The 17,557-nt window shown below is 60.6% G+C and carries 16 protein-coding genes; 8 read left to right on the plus strand and 8 right to left on the minus strand.

Features of this window, described 5'->3' with window-relative positions; translation table 11 throughout:
- Positions 1–15 precede the first annotated feature (15 nt).
- The 3 genes from radA to ACJ8IJ_RS16355 all read left to right on the plus strand — a co-directional run bounded on the left by radA (position 16) and on the right by ACJ8IJ_RS16355 (position 4,301).
- Positions 16–1,401 carry a DNA repair protein RadA gene (gene radA / locus ACJ8IJ_RS16345; protein WP_025159617.1) on the plus strand — a complete coding sequence of 462 codons (1,386 nt, stop codon included), beginning with the start codon at positions 16–18 and terminating at the stop codon, positions 1,399–1,401.
- 58 nt (positions 1,402–1,459) lie between these two features.
- Positions 1,460–2,734, plus strand: a complete 1,275-nt coding sequence (gene nadR, locus ACJ8IJ_RS16350) for a multifunctional transcriptional regulator/nicotinamide-nucleotide adenylyltransferase/ribosylnicotinamide kinase NadR (RefSeq protein WP_015376596.1) — start codon at positions 1,460–1,462, stop codon at positions 2,732–2,734.
- A 133-nt stretch (positions 2,735–2,867) separates the two neighbouring features.
- Positions 2,868–4,301, plus strand: coding sequence for a glycosyltransferase family 39 protein (locus ACJ8IJ_RS16355; RefSeq protein WP_442518819.1), 1,434 nt, complete (start codon positions 2,868–2,870; stop codon positions 4,299–4,301).
- Positions 4,302–4,332: 31 nt separating this feature from the next.
- Here the strand turns inward: ACJ8IJ_RS16355 and ACJ8IJ_RS16360 are convergent, their stop codons facing one another.
- Positions 4,333–5,334 carry a zinc-binding alcohol dehydrogenase family protein gene (locus ACJ8IJ_RS16360; protein ID WP_442518820.1) on the minus strand — a complete coding sequence of 334 codons (1,002 nt, stop codon included), beginning with the start codon at positions 5,332–5,334 and terminating at the stop codon, positions 4,333–4,335.
- A gap of 97 nt (positions 5,335–5,431) precedes the next feature.
- On the opposite strand from ACJ8IJ_RS16360, the gene ACJ8IJ_RS16365 reads away from it, so the two are divergent.
- Positions 5,432–6,343, plus strand: coding sequence for a LysR family transcriptional regulator (locus ACJ8IJ_RS16365; RefSeq protein ID WP_004933035.1), 912 nt, complete (start codon positions 5,432–5,434; stop codon positions 6,341–6,343).
- Between the two features lie 29 nt (positions 6,344–6,372).
- Here ACJ8IJ_RS16365 and ettA read toward each other — a convergent pair whose 3' ends face one another.
- The 4 genes from ettA to ACJ8IJ_RS16385 form a co-directional block, all read right to left on the minus strand.
- Entirely contained in the window at positions 6,373–8,040 is a 1,668-nt protein-coding gene (ettA, locus tag ACJ8IJ_RS16370; protein WP_442518821.1) for an energy-dependent translational throttle protein EttA, read from the minus strand.
- Positions 8,041–8,182: 142 nt separating this feature from the next.
- Positions 8,183–8,680 carry an OmpA family protein gene (locus ACJ8IJ_RS16375; protein WP_015376601.1) on the minus strand — a complete coding sequence of 166 codons (498 nt, stop codon included), beginning with the start codon at positions 8,678–8,680 and terminating at the stop codon, positions 8,183–8,185.
- Positions 8,681–8,718: 38 nt separating this feature from the next.
- Positions 8,719–9,966, minus strand: coding sequence for a diguanylate cyclase domain-containing protein (locus tag ACJ8IJ_RS16380; protein ID WP_004933026.1), 1,248 nt, complete (start codon positions 9,964–9,966; stop codon positions 8,719–8,721).
- Complete coding sequence (locus ACJ8IJ_RS16385; RefSeq protein ID WP_015376603.1) at positions 9,963–10,568, minus strand: YfiR family protein; 606 nt, start codon at positions 10,566–10,568, stop codon at positions 9,963–9,965. Before ACJ8IJ_RS16385 ends, ACJ8IJ_RS16380 begins: the two co-directional genes overlap by 4 nt.
- 638 nt (positions 10,569–11,206) lie before the next feature.
- Between ACJ8IJ_RS16385 and sltY the strand changes: the two genes are divergently transcribed.
- Together sltY and trpR are read left to right on the plus strand one after the other, a co-directional pair.
- A complete protein-coding gene (gene sltY, locus ACJ8IJ_RS16390; protein ID WP_275095418.1) occupies positions 11,207–13,135 on the plus strand; it encodes a murein transglycosylase in 1,929 nt (642 codons plus the stop codon).
- Between the two features lie 54 nt (positions 13,136–13,189).
- Positions 13,190–13,519: a trp operon repressor gene (gene trpR / locus ACJ8IJ_RS16395; RefSeq protein WP_004933017.1), complete on the plus strand. Its 330-nt coding sequence runs from the start codon at positions 13,190–13,192 to the stop codon at positions 13,517–13,519.
- A gap of 11 nt (positions 13,520–13,530) precedes the next feature.
- On the opposite strand, the gene yjjX is transcribed toward trpR, so the two are convergent.
- A complete protein-coding gene (yjjX, locus tag ACJ8IJ_RS16400; RefSeq protein ID WP_004933015.1) occupies positions 13,531–14,049 on the minus strand; it encodes an inosine/xanthosine triphosphatase in 519 nt (172 codons plus the stop codon).
- 101 nt (positions 14,050–14,150) lie between these two features.
- Here yjjX and gpmB point away from each other — a divergent pair, with 101 nt between their 5' ends.
- Entirely contained in the window at positions 14,151–14,798 is a 648-nt protein-coding gene (gpmB, locus tag ACJ8IJ_RS16405) for a 2,3-diphosphoglycerate-dependent phosphoglycerate mutase GpmB (protein ID WP_004933012.1), read from the plus strand.
- Here the strand turns inward: gpmB and robA are convergent.
- Positions 14,795–15,664, minus strand: a complete 870-nt coding sequence (gene robA / locus ACJ8IJ_RS16410; RefSeq protein WP_033641224.1) for an MDR efflux pump AcrAB transcriptional activator RobA — start codon at positions 15,662–15,664, stop codon at positions 14,795–14,797. The genes gpmB and robA overlap by 4 nt on opposite strands.
- A gap of 342 nt (positions 15,665–16,006) precedes the next feature.
- Between robA and creA the strand changes: the two genes are divergently transcribed.
- Positions 16,007–16,486: a protein CreA gene (gene creA / locus ACJ8IJ_RS16415; RefSeq protein ID WP_004933005.1), complete on the plus strand. Its 480-nt coding sequence runs from the start codon at positions 16,007–16,009 to the stop codon at positions 16,484–16,486.
- Between the two features lie 51 nt (positions 16,487–16,537).
- Here the strand turns inward: creA and arcA are convergent, their stop codons facing one another.
- A complete protein-coding gene (arcA, locus tag ACJ8IJ_RS16420; RefSeq protein WP_004933003.1) occupies positions 16,538–17,254 on the minus strand; it encodes a two-component system response regulator ArcA in 717 nt (238 codons plus the stop codon).
- Positions 17,255–17,557 lie beyond the last annotated feature (303 nt).

Consider the following 17,557-nt stretch of genomic DNA (forward strand, 5'->3'; position numbering starts at 1 on the left):
AGATTGAGGTAAGACGTGGCAAAAGCGGCAAAACGGGCATTTGTGTGCAATGAGTGCGGGGCGGACTATCCGCGTTGGCAGGGGCAGTGCAGCGCCTGTCATGCCTGGAACACCATCACGGAAGTGCGTTTGGCCGCGTCGCCCGCAGCGGCGCGCAACGATCGCCTCAGCGGCTATGCCGGCGACGCCGGCGTCAGCAAGGTGCAGAAGCTGTCGGAAATCAGCCTGGAGGCGCTGCCGCGCTTCACCACCGGTTTTCTCGAGTTCGACCGCGTGCTGGGCGGCGGCGTGGTGCCCGGCAGCGCGATTCTGATCGGCGGCAACCCCGGCGCCGGCAAGAGCACCTTGTTGCTGCAGGTGCTGTGCAAACTGTCCGAACAGATGAAAACCCTGTACGTCACCGGTGAGGAGTCGCTGCAGCAGGTGGCGATGCGCGCTCACCGTCTGGGGCTGCCGACCGGCGGCCTGAACATGCTGTCGGAAACCAGCATCGAGCAGATCTGCCTGATCGCCGAGCAGGAACAGCCGAAGCTGATGGTGATCGACTCGATTCAGGTGATGCACATGGCGGACATTCAGTCTTCGCCGGGCAGCGTGGCGCAGGTGCGGGAAACCGCCGCCTACCTGACGCGCTTCGCCAAGACGCGCGGCGTGGCGATCGTGATGGTCGGCCACGTCACCAAAGACGGCTCGCTGGCCGGGCCGAAAGTGCTGGAACACTGTATCGACTGTTCGGTGCTGCTGGACGGCGACGCCGATTCCCGCTTCCGTACCCTGCGCAGCCACAAGAACCGCTTCGGCGCGGTCAACGAGCTGGGGGTGTTCGCTATGACCGAACAGGGGCTGCGCGAAGTCAGCAACCCGTCGGCGATCTTCCTCAGCCGCGGCGATGAAGTCACTTCCGGCAGCTCGGTGATGGTGGTGTGGGAAGGCACCCGTCCGCTGCTGGTGGAGATCCAGGCGCTGGTGGATCACTCGATGATGTCCAACCCGCGCCGCGTGGCGGTGGGCCTGGAGCAGAACCGGTTGGCGATCCTGCTGGCGGTGCTGCACCGGCACGGCGGGCTGCAGATGTCGGATCAGGACGTGTTCGTCAACGTGGTCGGCGGGGTGAAAGTCAGTGAGACCAGCGCCGATCTGGCGTTGCTGATGTCGCTGGTCTCGAGCCTGCGCGATCGGCCGCTGCCGAACGATCTGGTGGTGTTCGGCGAAGTGGGGCTGGCGGGGGAAATTCGCCCGGTGCCGAGCGGCCAGGAGCGGATCTCCGAAGCGGCCAAGCACGGCTTCAAGCGCGCCATCGTGCCGCACGGCAATATGCCGAAGAAGCCGCCGGCCAACATGCAGGTGTTCGGGGTCAAGAAGCTGGCGGACGCGCTGGACGTGCTGGAAGAGTTTTATTAATGTCGCCGACGGCGAGCAAGATATGCTATTTTGTTTAGCATACTAAACGGAGGTGGCCATGCCGCAATTTGATTACCTGAAGACGTCCATCAAGCAAAAAGGCTGCACGTTGCAGCAGGTGGCGGATGCCAGCGGCATGACCAAGGGCTATCTGAGCCAGCTGTTGAACGACAAGATCAAAAGCCCGAGCGCGCAAAAGCTCGAAGCGCTGCACCGTTTTCTCGGGCTGGAGTTCCCGCGTAAAGAGGTTAAAGTCGGCGTGGTGTTTGGTAAATTTTACCCGCTGCACACCGGCCATATCTACCTGATCCAGCGCGCCTGCAGCCAGGTGGATGAGCTGCACGTCATTTTGTGCCACGACGAGCCGCGCGACCGCGAGCTGTTCGAGAACAGTTCGATGTCGCAACAGCCGACGGTCAGCGATCGCCTGCGCTGGCTGCTGCAGACCTTCAAGTACCAGAAAAACATCCATATCCACTCGTTCGACGAGCAGGGCATCGAGCCCTACCCGCACGGCTGGAACGTGTGGAGCGACGGCATGAAGGCCTTTATGGAACAGAAAGGCATCGTGCCGAGCTTTATCTATTCCAGCGAAGCGCAGGATGCGCCGCGTTACCGCGAGCATCTGGGCATCGAAACCATTCTGGTCGACCCCGAGCGTTCGTTCATGAACATCAGCGGCAATCAGATCCGCCAGGATCCGTTCCGCTACTGGGATTACATCCCGACCGAGGTGAAGCCGTTTTTCGTGCGCACCGTGGCGATCCTCGGCGGCGAGTCGAGCGGCAAATCGACGCTGGTCAACAAGCTGGCCAACATCTTCAACACCACCAGCGCCTGGGAATATGGCCGCGATTACGTGTTCTCGCACCTGGGCGGCGACGAGATGGCGCTGCAGTACTCCGACTACGACAAAATTGCCCTCGGGCAGGCGCAATACGTGGATTTCGCGGTCAAGTACGCCAACAAGGTGGCATTTATCGATACCGATTTCGTCACCACCCAGGCGTTTTGCAAAAAGTACGAGGGGCGTGAACACCCCTTCGTGCAGGCGCTGATCGACGAATACCGTTTCGATCTGGTGATCCTGCTGGAAAACAACACGCCGTGGGTGGCGGACGGCCTGCGCAGCCTCGGCAGTACCGCCGATCGGCTGGCGTTCCAGCGCCTGCTGGAGGAGATGCTGCGCGCCAACAACATCGAGTATGTGCACGTTGAGTCCAGCGATTACGAAGAGCGCTTCCTGCGCTGCGTCGAGCTGGTGCAACAGCTGCTGGCGGCGGACGCCGGCCGGTTGGCGAACGCGCCCGCCCAGCATCACGCCGCAGGCTGAGCAAAATTAGCGTAATGTGCGATCGCGCGGCAGAAACGGCCGCCCGGGCGCACATTTAACGGCTTGTTTAAACATGGTTCATTCGACAGCGACTACGTTAAGCTTTTCTTTACAATAACGCTTAGAAGAAGACATGTCTTATCGCTTGCTCGCTCTTTGGTTGGTCTGCTATGCCGCAGCCTGGACGCTGCTGACTGTTCATCTCGATCCTACCCTGCCTTACGACGCCGTCGAGGCGCTCAACTGGGGCCTCAACGGCGAATGGGGCTCACCGAAAAACCCGTGGCTGGTCGGGGCGGCGATGCAGCCAGCGATCGGGTTCTCGTGGCTGCCGCTGAACCTGTACTGGTATGGCGGGCACTTCATCGCCATCGCCATCGGCATGTTGGGCGTCTGGCTGTTGGCGCGTCGGCTGAGCGGCAGCACCTCGCTGGCCTGGATGGCGCTGTTGACGCTCAACCTGTCCGGCATCATCAATTTCGACATCATTCCCTACAACGACAATTACCTGTTGGTGATGCTGTGGCCGTGGATGGCGCTGTTTTTCCACCTGGCTATTTCGCGTTCGGCCAACTGGTGGCCGGCCTTCGCGCTGACGGCCGGTTTGGCGATGATGGCGAAGTACTCGACCTTCGCCTTCGTCTATTTCGCCGCGCTGTCGACGCTGTTCGTACCGCAGATCCGCCGCTGTTATCGCCAGCCGCAGTTCTATCTGGCGGTGGCGATCTGGTTGGCGCTGGTGTTGCCGAACGTGTTCTGGTTGTGGAACCACGATTTCGCCGCCTTCAAGTGGGTGGATTCGCAGATCAAGATGCAGCTCAATCTCGACATGCTGCAGTCGCTGCTGCTGGTGTTCTATCCGTCGCTGGTGCTGTGGGGGATCCTGCGGCGCAGCGGGGCGGTGCTGGCCTGGCCATCGGCGTTGCCGATGCGGGTGTTGCTGTGGGTCTACCTGTTGCCGCTTGGCATCATTACCTTCTGGTTCTCTTTCAACGTCGGCGGCCGGCTGACCGAGTGGCTGCAGCCGTTCTTCATGCTGGCGCCTGCGCTGTTGGTCGGTTGCGTGCGCCAGCCGCCGGTGCGTTCGCTGCGCGCGGCGACCATTGGTCTGATGTGCGCGGCGCTGGCGGTCTATCTGGGGTATGCCGCGGTGATGCTGGGCAACGTGCGCAACGCCGGCCAGAAAATGGTGGGTATCAAGGCGTTCAGCGCCGAGGTGGAGCGGCAGTGGCAGGAGCGGTATGGCGTTGAACTGCGCTACGTCGGCGGCGAATACCTGTCGCAGTGGATGACGGTGTACGCCGGTTCCCGGCCGCGAACCATTACGCGTTGGTCCAATCATACGCGGCCGAATATCTACAACGTCAACATCAGCTATCCGCAGATTGCGCAGCACGGTGTCGCCCTGTTCGGGCGGTTGGGTGAGGACTGCGCGCGCAGCGACTTCGGCGGCGAGTTGGCCCACTGGCCGAAGATGCGCCTCGATTGGCAGCAGTCGCTGATGTTCCGCGCCGATCCGCATAGCGACGAGCAGACGCTGTGCGTCGGCTTCGTTCGTCCGCAGTAACGGCGGCGCGCTGCGCCGCCGCGATTCAGGCTCAGTAAGCGATAACCAGCTTGCCTTGCATATGGCCGCCGAGCAGCTGTTGATGCGCGGCGCTAAGCGTGTCTACCGACAGCCCGTGCAGGGTTTCGCTCAGTGTGGTGCTCAGCTTGCCCTCGTCCAGCAGCTGCGCCACCTGCTGCAGGATCTTGCCCTGCTGCGCGATGTCCGGGGTGGTGAACATGCTGCGGGTGAACATGAATTCCCAGTGCAGCGCGGCGCTTTTCAGCTTCAGCGCGTTTTGATCCAACGGCTGCGCGTTCTCGACGATGGTGCAGATATGGCCGAGCGGCGCGATCAGTTCGGCCATCGCCGGCCAGTGGCCGTCGGTATCGTTCAGACACAGGATGTAATCCACCTGCTCGATGCCCTGCTGCGCCAGGTTGCCCTTCAGATCGCGGTAGTCCACCACCAGATCGGCGCCGCGCTCAAGGCACCAGGCGGCGGATTCCGGTCTTGATGCGGTGGCGATCACTTTCACCTTGCTGCGCAGCGCGGCCAGCGGAATGGCCAGCGAGCCGACCCCGCCGGCGCCGCCGATGATCAGCAGCGTCTTGTGCTCCGGCGCGTCCTGAATGTTCAGGTGTTCGAACAGCGCCTCCCAGGCGGTAAGGGCGGTGAGCGGCATGGCGGCGGATTCGGCCCAGTTCAGGCTGCGCGGCTTATGCGCGGCGATGCGTGAGTCGATCAGTTGATGGCTGCTGTTGCTGCCGGGGCGGGTGATGTCGCCGGCGTACCACACTTCATCGCCGGGCTTGAAGCCGCTGACGCCGTTGCCCACGTCCACCACGACGCCGCTGGCGTCCCAGCCGAGAATGCGCGGCTGCTGCAGGCCGTTTTTCTGCAGACCGGCGTGCACTTTGGTGTCCACCGGGTTGACCGACGCCGCTTTCACTTCCACCAGCAGATCGTACTGGCCGGGCACCGGCATCTCCGGTGAGATTTCGATGAAATCGGCGGGGTTCTGCGGGTCTACGGCAATGGCTTTTATCGACATGATTGTACTCCTTTCAAATGATGTCCCCAGTGTAGACCCGCGACAGTGGGGTGATAAGATGGACAATATCTAACGGAGTGTTCGTTTAAGGTGAACAATGGAATTCAAACAACTGCAGGACATGGCGTTGTTCGCGCTGGTGGCGGAGTGCGGCAGTTTTACCGCCGCCGCGCAGCGCGTTGGGTTGCCGAAATCCAGCGTCAGCCAGCGTATCAGCCAGCTCGAGCAGACGCTGGGGCTACGGCTGCTCAATCGCACCACGCGCCAGCTGAACCTGACCTTCGCCGGTGAGCGTTATCTGGAACATTGTCAGGTCATGATGTCTGCTGCCGAACGTGCAGATCTGGCATTGCAGCGGCTGCGCGATAACCCGAGCGGCCGCCTGCGCATCTCGACGCCCGCCGGGCTGGGCGCGACCCTGGTAGCGCGGCTGGCAGCGGATTTTCAGCGCCAGTACCCGGACGTTTCGCTGGAGGTGTCGGTGTCCGACGCCATGGTGGATCTGGTGCAGGAAGGTTTCGACGCCGCGCTGCGCACCGGCAAGCCGCAGGACTCTTCGCTGATCGGTCGCCGTCTCGGGTATGCGCCGCGCTATCTGTTGGCCGCACCGTCCTATTTGGCGCAGCACCCGCCGATCGAACATCCGCAGCAACTGCAGCAGCACCGCTGCATCGCCCACCGCGCCTGGACGGCCTGGAACCTGCGCTGCGGCGATGACTACTACCGTTGGCAGCTGCCGCTGGCGCACACCACCGACAACCTGCTGTATGCGCGCGAATGCGCCATCGCCGGCGCGGGGATCACGCTGCTGCCGGCGTTTCTCAGCCGCGAGGTGGTGGCGCAGAAACTGTTGGTGGAGGTGCTGCCGGCGTGGCGCGCAGAAGGGAATGAGCTATATCTGGTCTACCCGAGCCGCAAGCTGAATTCCGCGGCGTTGGCCTGCTTCATCGATGTGGTGCTGCAGCATCCGGCGTTCGACGACTACGCGCGCGAGCTGACGCGGGAGTAAAAAAGGCGCCGCATGCGGCGCCTTTCGTATTACTTGGCGATCTTCTTGTACTTGATGCGGTGCGGCTCGAGCGCGTCGGCGCCCAGCGTACGCTTCTTGTACTCTTCGTACTCGGTGAAGTTGCCTTCGAAGAATTCCACCTTGCCCTCGTCCTGGTAGTCCAGGATGTGGGTGGCGATACGGTCGAGGAACCAACGGTCGTGCGAGATCACCATGGCGCAGCCAGGGAATTCCAGCAGGGCGTTTTCCAGCGCGCGCAGGGTTTCGATATCCAGGTCGTTGGTCGGTTCATCGAGCAGCAGTACGTTGCCGCCAACCTGCAGCAGCTTGGCCAGGTGCAGACGGCCACGCTCGCCGCCGGACAGCTCGCCCACGCGTTTGCCCTGATCGATGCCCTTGAAGTTGAAGCGGCCGACATAGGCGCGGCTTGGCATCTCGGTGTTGCCGATGCGCATGATGTCCTGCCCGCCGGAGACTTCTTCCCACACGGTTTTCGAACCGTCCATGCTGTCGCGGAACTGATCGACGGACGCCAGCTTGACGGTATCGCCCAGCACGATGCTGCCGGAATCAGGCTGCTCCTGACCGGACATCATGCGGAACAGCGTGGATTTACCCGCGCCGTTCGGGCCGATGATGCCGACGATCGCGCCTTTCGGCACCGAGAACGACAGGTCGTCGATCAGCAGGCGGTCGCCATAGGACTTACGCAGGTTGCTGACTTCGACCACTTTATCGCCCAGGCGTGCGCCAGGCGGAATGAACAGTTCGTTGGTTTCGTTACGTTTCTGGTATTCGGTGTTGTTCAGCTCTTCAAAGCGGGCCAGGCGGGCCTTGCCTTTGGACTGACGGCCTTTGGCGCCCTGACGCACCCACTCCAGCTCTTTCTCGATCGACTTGCGACGAGCGGCTTCGGCGGACGCTTCCTGTGCCAGACGCGCGTCTTTCTGCTCCAGCCAGGAGGAGTAGTTGCCTTCCCATGGAATGCCTTCACCGCGGTCCAGTTCGAGGATCCAGCCGGCCACGTTATCCAGGAAGTAACGGTCGTGGGTGATCGCTACCACGGTGCCTTCGAAGTCGTGCAGGAAGCGTTCCAGCCAGGCCACGGACTCGGCGTCTAGGTGGTTGGTCGGTTCGTCCAGCAGCAGCATGTCCGGCTTTTCCAGCAGCAAGCGGCACAGCGCCACGCGGCGGCGTTCACCGCCGGACAGGTGAGCGATTTTGGCGTCCCAGTCCGGCAGGCGCAGCGCATCGGCGGCGCGTTCCAGCTGGGCGTTGAGGTTGTGACCGTCGTGCGCCTGAATGATCTCTTCCAGGCGGCCCTGTTCGGCGGCCAGCTTGTCGAAGTCTGCGCCTTCTTCCGCGTACAGCGCGTACACTTCGTCCAGGCGCTTCAGCGCGCCGACCACTTCCGCCAGCGCTTCTTCCACCGACTCACGCACGGTGTGTTCGAGGTTAAGCTGCGGCTCCTGCGGCAGGTAACCGATCTTGATGCCTGGCTGCGGGCGCGCTTCCCCTTCGATATCGGTATCGATGCCGGCCATGATGCGCAGCAGGGTGGACTTACCGGCGCCGTTCAGGCCCAGCACGCCGATTTTGGCCCCAGGGAAGAAGCTCAGGGAGATGTTTTTCAAAATATGACGCTTCGGCGGTACCACCTTGCCGACGCGGTGCATGGTATAGACGTATTGAGCCACGTTGCTCTAAGCCTCTCTATATCAGTATTTATAGGATGTCTGGCGGCATGAGTGTAGCCCGTTTCGATCTCGGATCCCAGACATCGCTCAGCGATCGCTAAGTATAACCGTTTATGCGCCGATAAAGGCGCATATTGGTGGCTTATGGCGTGACGACGATCGCGACGCGGCGGTTTTCCGCACGGCCGCTGGAGGTGCGGTTATCGGCAACGGGATCGCGCTTGCCCATGCCGCGGGTTTCGATATTGGCGCGTGGAATGCCGACGCTGGCCAGCAGATCGGCCACCGCATCGGCGCGGCGCAGGGAGAGCTGATCGTTATAGCTGTCTTCACCGTAGTTGTCGGTATGGCCGTCCAGGCGGAACTTGGTGATGCCGACGCTCAGCAGCGCACGGCCCATCTTCTGTACCGTCTCGGTGCTTTCCGGGTTCAGTTTGCCGATGTTGTTGCCGAACAGCACCTTATCCGACAGGCCGAATTCCCAGCCATTATCGGTCAGTTTGAAGCCCTGCGATTGCAACAGCGCGACCTGCTCGGGTGTCAGGCCCTGCGGTTTGCTCTGGCAGCCGGCGAGCGCCAGCAGAGCGACGAACATCATCGTCAGCAGTGAAAAACGGCCTTTAAAAAGTTGCTGTATCATAGTCAAAATCCCTAGTTCAAGTGTTATAGCCGGGGCTCTTATTTATGTATAGCCAGCCGCCAGCCTCCGTTATAACGATGCTTTGCCTGATACATCGCATCGTCAGCTTCGTGCAAAAGACCCTGAGGCGTCGATGCGTGATCAGGGTACAGCGCAATACCGATACTCAGAGAGGTGATGACCGCCTCGTCGTTCGGCAGAATGACCGGTTGCGTCATGCAGTCGATGATGTTGTCAGCGATCTGCAAGACATCTTCCGTGCTGTGTACCGGCGCCAACAGCACGGCGAATTCATCCCCTCCCAGGCGGGCGACCAGATCGGTCTCGCGCAGCTGCGCGCGAATGCGCCCGGCAATGGTGGTCAGCACCGCATCGCCTGCGGCGTGGCCGTAACTGTCGTTCACCTCCTTGAAGCGATCGCCGTCGATAAACAGCACCGCCAATTTCGCCGGCGGTTCGATATCGCCCAGCGCGCGGCTCAGCCGCCCTTCGAAGAAGGCGCGGTTCGGCAAGCCGGTCAGGCTGTCGTGCGTCGCCCGGTGAGCCAGCGAGTCGTTCTCCTGCTTCAGATGGGCCTGCCAGGCCTCCAGCTCGTCGAGCAAGCCGTTGAAATCGTTGCTGAGCTCATGCAGCTCGGCGATAGGCGCCGACGGCACCCGCAGGCCGAAGGTACGATCGCGGCGCACCGCATGCGCCACGTTGGCGATGTCGTCCAGCGAACTGACGATGCCGACCAGCATGCGGCGCGACAGTACCAGGGCGCACAGGGTACTGAGCACCAGGCAGGCGATCATGCCGACCATGCCGCGCAACAGGAAACGCAGCAGGCTGCCGCCGTTGCCGCTCAGCCAGACCTGGCCGACCTGCTTGCCCTCGTGGGTGATAGGCAGAATGACCGGTTCGGGCAGCGCCCAGTGCGCGACGATCTGCTCCAGGCCGTGCAGCGGCCCATCGGTAGGATGGCGCCAGTTGGCCAGCATCTTGCCGTTGTTGTCGAGGATCCGCGCGTCCGATACCTCTTCGTTGGAGGATATCAGCATCAGCGCCTCGCGCGCGGCGGTGCGGTCTTCAAACACCACGGCGGCCTCGACGGTATAGCTGATGGAGCGCGCGATCAGGTGCAGGTTGTGATTGGCATAGGCGCGCAGCGCAAACAGCGCCACCAGCGTCAAAAAGATGCCGGCGGTGCCGACGGCGATCAGCGCCAGCCCAAGATGCACCCGCTGCAGCACTCGGCCCAGCGTCGGGCGCGCATTGCCGGAACGGTTTTTACGCAACAGCCTCATAGCGGCGGCGCCTGTTTGCGTGCCAGCTGCAACACGTTGGGGTGAACGCGCACGCCGCTGCGCGCCAGAGCGTCCAGGTTGACTTTGAAACTGGCCTGGTCCCCATCAATCTGCAGGCAAAATGCGCTGCCGGCGGAGCATTCGCTATCGTTCTCGCTGATGCTGAGAATGGAGTTGCCGGAAATGCGCTGCATGAAATTTTGTCTCTGCGCGGCGGTGATGTTCCCTAAGTAGATGACATCACAGCCGGTACTCAGCGTTGGGCTATCGAACGGCACGCGCTCGGCTTTAATCGGACGCGGCGCGCTCAGCAGGATCGGATCGAACAGCCCTTCGGCATACTGGGTGGGTGCGGTCACGCACAAGCGGATCGGATTGGGTTCACGCGACCAGCGTGCGTAGCTGATGATGCCTACCACTACGGTCGTCACGGCGTGCGTGCGCTTTTGATAGGGATCAGCGGCGGCGTGCGCAGGCTCGGACAACGTCAGCAGCACCAACAAAACGATCAGCAGCAGGCGGCCGATATTCAGGCGTGCGTCAAGGAAGCCCGGTTCGGGGCTTTTTGCGCAACGCATCGCTATCGCGGTCTTATTCACCATCTTCACCCGCCATTCCGGCCTGATCCACTGCCCGCAGGCCGTGGCCTGACAAGGAAAAATCCGGCCCGCTTGAAGGGACAATCGTTTTGCTGAAAGCTGTCAGTCGCACTGCCTAATGAACACTATCTAACCCATAATTGGCGCGGATTGTATTATAAGATGTCTTCGTTGGGCGCTTTATGTGCTGTTTTCTCGGAATTATCTTACTTATTTTTGATAGTATAAAAATGCCCACCCGGGTTTGCCACCGCTTTTCTGCAAAGTTGGTGCGTTTAGCCCGCTGTCAGGCGATTTGCGCAACGGTGGCGCCATATAACAAATCAAATAATGTGATGACTAATAATTAAAAAGTATTTTACTTCTCCAATAAGCGCCGGGGCAGCTAATAAAAATCCGGTGGCTGGAAATATCCCGCCGGCCTGATTTGTCAGCCAAAGTAAACGTTTTTACCTGGCCCGCGTCATGGCGATACACTTCTTCTTCTACAGTATTGAATGGATAAGCGATTGCGCTGTCTATGGTAGATATCCGCGTCCGGGCCGTGCGCCCGGCTTTATTTTGTCCCGCGGCGCCGTGGTGCGGCGGTCACCGGGGAGCTGGGCGGCTCCTGCGGTATAACCAGTGAGGAAAGAGCGAGGATGGTCAAGGTGGACAAGCGACGGCTGTTGGCAATGGGCCTGTGTCTGACGGCGTTTTCAGGCGCGGCGCTGGCGGATTCTCTGGATGCGCAACGTCAGCGTTACCAGCAGATCAAACAGGCGTGGGATGGCAATCAGATGGACGTGGTGGCGCAGCTGATGCCGACGCTGCGCGATTACCCGCTTTATCCTTACCTGGAATACCGCGAGCTGACACAGGATCTGAGCCAGGCGGGGTTCTCCGAGGTGAACGACTTTATCAAACGCCACCCGACGCTGCCGCCGGCGAAATCACTGGTGCCGCGCTTCGTCAATGAGCTGGCGCGGCGTGAAGACTGGCGCACCCTGTTGGCCTTCAGCGCGCAGCCGCCCAAACCGGTGGCGGCGCGCTGCAACTATTACTACGCCAAATGGGCCACCGGCGATCAGCAGGCGGCCTGGAGCGGCGCTGACGAGCTGTGGCTGAACGGCAAAACGCTGCCGGGCGCCTGCGATCGGCTGTTCAGCGTCTGGCGCGGCGCAGGCAAGCAGACCCCGCTGGATATTCTGGCGCGCATGAAGCTGGCGCTGAAAGAGGGCAACAGCTCGCTGGTCAGCAACCTCTACAGCCAGCTGCCGGCCGATTATCAGACCATGGGCAACGCCCTGGTGCGCTTGCAAAACGATCCGACCACCGTGGAAGCCTTCGCCCGCAGCGTGGGGCCGACCGACTTTACCCGCGCCGCCACCGGCATCGCCTTTGAACGCCTGGCGCGGCAGGATGTGGAAAACGCGCGGGCGATGATCCCGACGCTCGCGCGGCTGCAGAAAATGAGCGACGACGAGCGGCTGGGGCTGGAAGAGGCGGTGGCCTGGCGCCTGATGGGCAGCGACGCTACCTACGAGCAGGCGCAATGGCGCGATCGGGTGATCCTGCACAGCCGTTCGCCTTCGCTGCTGGAGCGCCGGGTGCGCATGGCGCTGGGCAACGGCGATCGGCAGGGCGTCGCGACCTGGCTGGCCCGCCTGCCGGAAGCGTCGCGCAACAAGGATGAGTGGCGCTACTGGCGCGCCAGTCAGCTGATGGACGAAGGCAAACGCGCCGAAGGCGAGGAGATGTTGCGTAACCTGATGACCGAACGCGGCTTTTATCCGATGGTGGCGGCGCAGAAGCTGAACGCCACTTATCCGGTGATGGTGGCGGTGGCGGCCAAGCCGCGTACGTCGCTGGTCGACGGGCCGGAAGTCGCTCGGGTGCGCGAGCTGATGTACTGGAATATGGACAACCTGGCCCGCAGCGAGTGGGGCTCTTACGTCGCCAGCCGCAGCCGGCCTGAACAAGAGGCGCTGGCGCGCTACGCCTTTGAGCAAAAATGGGCCGATCTGAGCGTGCAGGCGACCATCGTCGGCAAGCTGTGGGATCATCTGGAGGAGCGCTTCCCGGTCGCCTGGCCGCAGGAGTTCCGCCGTGCCACCGATGACAAGGGGATCACCACCAGCTACGCGATGGCGATCGCGCGTCAGGAGAGCGCCTGGAATCCGAAAGCGCAGTCGCCGGTTGGCGCTACCGGCCTGATGCAGGTGATGCCGCGCACCGCGCAGCATACGGTGCAGATGTTCAATATTCCCGGTTACGTCGGCCCGAGCCAGCTGTTCGATCCACAGACCAACATCACCATCGGCACCAGCTATCTGGAGTCGGTCTATCAGCAGTTCGGCCGCAACCGCATCCTGTCGAGCGCCGCCTATAACGCCGGCCCGTCGCGGGTGAACACCTGGCTGGGCAACAGTGCGGGGCGTATCGATCCGGTGGCGTTCATCGAAAGCATTCCGTTCTCGGAAACCCGCGGCTACGTCAAGAATGTATTGGCCTATGATGCGTTTTACCGCTATCTGACACACCGGCCGGCCAAGGTGCTGACCGACGCCGAGTGGCAGAGACGTTATTGATTTTGACGGCCCTATGGTATGCTGCTGTACTAGTTAAATAGTATGGTGGCTGCCATGACGCAATTATCGTTAAACGACCCCGCTCTTTCAGAACAAGGCAATGAGGATTGGCTGCGCTTCGTCGCGCTGCTGCAGAATTCGTTTGCGCAAGAACTGCATCAACCGTTGCTGCAGCTGATGCTGACGCCGGACGAGCGCACCGCGCTGGGCACCCGGGTGCGGATCATCCAGGAACTGATGCGCGGCGAGATGAGCCAGCGTGAGCTGAAAAATGAACTGGGCGCGGGGATCGCCACCATCACCCGCGGATCGAACAGCCTGAAAGCGGCTTCACCCGAGCTGAAACAGTGGCTTGAGCAGCAGCTGTTGCACGACGCGCCCTAGCGGGCTCGGTGCTATTGCTGGTAGATGGCGTTGTGAAACGGCACCAGCGCCAGCAGCAGCGCCTGGTGATAAACGCTGGTGCGGCTCAGCCGGCCGTCGGTGAAGACGCCGATGGCGCCGCCCTGGCGCTTCACCTCGGCATTGCCGGTGATCGCCGCCATTTCGCTGCCCAATTCGCGACCGGCGCGAATACCTTGTAAGATGACCTCCGGCAGCATCAGGCTCGCCGAGCGGGATTCGCCGCGGATGTGCGGGTTCTCGATGGTCATCCAGGCGAAGGTCATATTCTCTTCAATCCCGGCTTCCACGCCGACCCAAAAATCGGCCTCGGGCCTGACCTGGCGCGCTTCCATGACGCGTTGACGCGAGCCGGTGCGGGTTTCGTGATTGCCTATCGGCTGCAGCGAGACACCGCTGGCGACGTCAACGGATTCAATGCGGTATTGGCCTGCGCCAAAGACATCATCGAAGGCCAGTTGAATAGCCTTGATCTTTGCCGGGTTGGTAGTTGCAGCGACAACATGGTACATAACGGGTTTGATATCCTTCTGGCCGATACGCCGGGCAGCGGCAAAAGCGCCACCGGGCCGGGGACAAATGCAAATTTCACGCAGTATAACGGAAAACAAAAATGTTACAGGTATACCTCGTTCGCCATGGCGAAACGGAATGGAACGCGGCTCGCCGCATCCAGGGTCAGTCCGACAGCCCGTTAACCGCCATGGGTGAACACCAGGCCCGTCTGGTCGCCAGGCGCGTCAGCAAAGAAGGCATTACGCACATCATTACCAGCGATCTGGGGCGCACGCGCCGCACCGCACAGATCATCGCCGACGCCTGTGGCTGCGAAGTGATTAGCGATCCGCGTTTGCGTGAGCTGCACATGGGGGTTCTGGAAGAACGCCTGATCGACAGTTTGACGCCGCAGGAAGAGCAGTGGCGCAAACAGATGGTCGATGGTACTCCTGACGGCCGTATCCCTCAAGGCGAATCCATGGAGGAGCTGGGCGAGCGCATGCGCGCCGCGCTGGAGAGTTGCCTGATGCTGCCTGAAGGCAGCAAGCCGCTGCTCGTCAGTCATGGTATCGCGTTGGGGTGTTTGATCAGTACGGTGCTGGGGCTGCCGGCCTATGCGGAACGCCGCCTGCGCTTGCGCAACTGCTCACTGTCGCGCGTCGATCACCAGCAGAGCCCGTGGCTGGCTTCCGGCTGGATCGTGGAAACGGCGGGCGATGTCACGCATTTGGACATGCCCGCGTTGGACGAACTGCAGCGTTAACGCCGAATCGGGATCAGGTAATCGCACTTGATCTCGATAGGTGCCTGATGCGGACGGCGCTCGCCTTTCGGATAGAAGCGCTCGATGTCGTGCCCTTTGCGGCGCGTCAGCTGGAGCGCCGGCAGGCAGGTGCCGTAGACCGTCAGAATAAAGTCTTGCAGTCCCTCGGTGGGCCCTTCGTAGCTGAACATTGCAAACTCACCGCCCGGCAACACCAGCGGCTGGCCTTCCTGTACCTTGTCAGGCACCTGATCCGGCTCCAGCGCCGTGGTGTACAGCACTTCCTGTTCGTCGTCCTTCTCCTGGCTCGGTCGCGAGTGATGCAGCCCGTACAACACCGGCGGCAGGGTTTCGACGTCACCGAGGAACTGACGCCAGAACTGTGAGCGCAGTTCGGTGCGCACGGTGGTGATCTGTTCCAGCGTACAGGAGTAGCTTTGGGTCAGGCCGACCAGGTGCTTGTCCGGCAGCGAGACGAATTCCGGCTGCGGCAAGGTGAAGGCTCCCAGACGGATCGGCGGACAGATGCCGAATGCATTCCAGTCTTCGGCGCGGCGGTACAGCGCCGGCGTTTGCGCAAACTGTTTTTTGAAGGCGCGGGTGAAGGTCTGCTGCGAGTCGAAGCGATATTGCAGGGCGATATCCAAAATCGGCCGGCTGGTCAAACGCAGCGCGACGGCGGCTTTGGACAGCCTCCTTGCCCGGATGTAAGCACCGATGGCGTTACCGGTAATATCTTTGAACATCCGTTGCAGATGCCATTTGGAGTAGCCTGCCTTGGCCGCCACGTTATCCAGCGACAAGGGTTGGTCCAAATGGCTTTCCAGCCAGCTAAGCAGATCACGAATGATACCGGCTTGATCCATAGATCTTCCTCGTAAAGCTTGGGGGTAGGAACCCGAACTGTTGATTCGTCACGCTGGTGCTGCGCTATCAGACCGATCCATGAGCCATTATGCGTTGCACTCTTTGCCTCTGCTGCGCATGCCGCGCCAGAGTTGGATTGGGGTACACCGTAGTGGGCGCAAAGAAATAACGACGCCGCATCATAGCAATTTTTTTACTCCGCGACTCTCAAAGATTTTTGTCACGCTCTGTGCTAAAACGGACGGTGCGGACCCGTAAAAAACCGATTCCGTGAGCTTAGACATAAATAATGGCGACCGCCGAACCTATTTTTGCGGCAAGGTTATACCGGAGTTAAGTAAATGAAAAAAAGCTGGATATTTTTATTCGGTTTGGTTTGCGCAACCGTTGGCAGCGCGCAGGCGGAGCAGGTGGGCTCCGTTGATACGGTGTTTAAATTGTTGGGGCCGGACCACAAAATCGTGGTGGAAGCGTTCGACGATCCGGATGTTAAAAATGTAACTTGTTATATCAGCCGCGCCAAAACCGGCGGCATCAAAGGCGGCCTGGGGCTGGCGGAAGACACCGCCGACGCGGCCATTTCCTGCCAGCAGGTGGGGCCTATCGAGCTGAGCGACAAGATCAAAAACGGCAAGGCGGAAGGCGATGTGGTGTTCCAGAAACGCACCTCGCTGGTGTTCAAGAAGTTGCAGGTGGTGCGCTTCTATGACGCCAAGCGCAATTCGTTGATTTACCTGAGCTACTCCGACAAGGTGATCGACGGTTCGCCGAAGAACGCGTTGAGCGCGGTGCCGATCATGCCATGGGCTGAGACGAAATAAAAAAACGGGGTTCAGCATGCTGAACCCCGTTTTCATGACGGCAGACCGGAATTACTCTTCCAGATCGCCGCAGAAGCGGTAGCCTTCGCCGTGAATGGTGGCGATGATTTCCGGCGTATCCGGCGTCGATTCGAAGTGTTTACGAATGCGACGGATGGTGACGTCCACGGTGCGGTCATGCGGCTTCAGCTCGCGGCCGGTCATTTTCTTCAGCAGTTCGCCGCGCGACTGGATCTTGCCCGGGTTTTCGCAGAAGTGCAGCATGGCGCGGAATTCGCTGCGCGGCAGCTTGTACTGTTCGCCGGCCGGGCTGATCAAAGAGCGGCTGTTGATGTCCAGCTCCCACCCGTTGAACTTGTAGCTTTCGACCAGACGGCGCTCTTCGCCGAGGCTGCCCAGGTTCATGGTGCGCGACAGCAGGTTGCGCGCGCGGATGGTCAGCTCACGCGGGTTGAACGGCTTGGTGATGTAATCGTCGGCGCCGATTTCCAGGCCGAGGATTTTGTCCACTTCGTTATCGCGACCGGTCAGGAACATCAAGGCGACGCTGGCCTGTTCACGCAGTTCGCGCGCCAACAGCAGGCCGTTTTTGCCTGGCAGGTTGATGTCCATGATGACCAGATTGATATCATTTTCAGACAGGATATTGTGCATTTCTGCACCATCATTGGCTTCATGAACAATGTAGCCTTCCGCCTCGAAAATGCTCTTCAGGGTGTTACGAGTGACTAACTCGTCTTCGACAATCAGAATGTGCGGGGTCTGCATATTTGCTACCTAAAATTGCCAACAAAATAGAAAATCGGAAGTACAGAAGTCTTTGTTTTCTTAGAGGAGGGCAGAGATAGCGCCACGTTCCCTCTCAGCAAATGACTAAAGTACGTAAACTCGTTCTTGATGCACTTTCCATCTCATGTCAACAAGATCGCTAGCCTGGTGGGGATGCTGTTCCCTACAACCCCTTGGGTGCCGAAACGGCGCATATCCTAACCCCATTAACAGCAATATAACAGCGCGTGCCGAATTCATCACCCAACAAAACTACGCTTTGTTGACATATATCAAATTCAA

The sequence above is a fragment of the Serratia sp. CY40230 genome (assembly GCF_052168835.1).
Taxonomy (GTDB): Bacteria; Pseudomonadota; Gammaproteobacteria; order Enterobacterales; family Enterobacteriaceae; genus Serratia; species Serratia nematodiphila.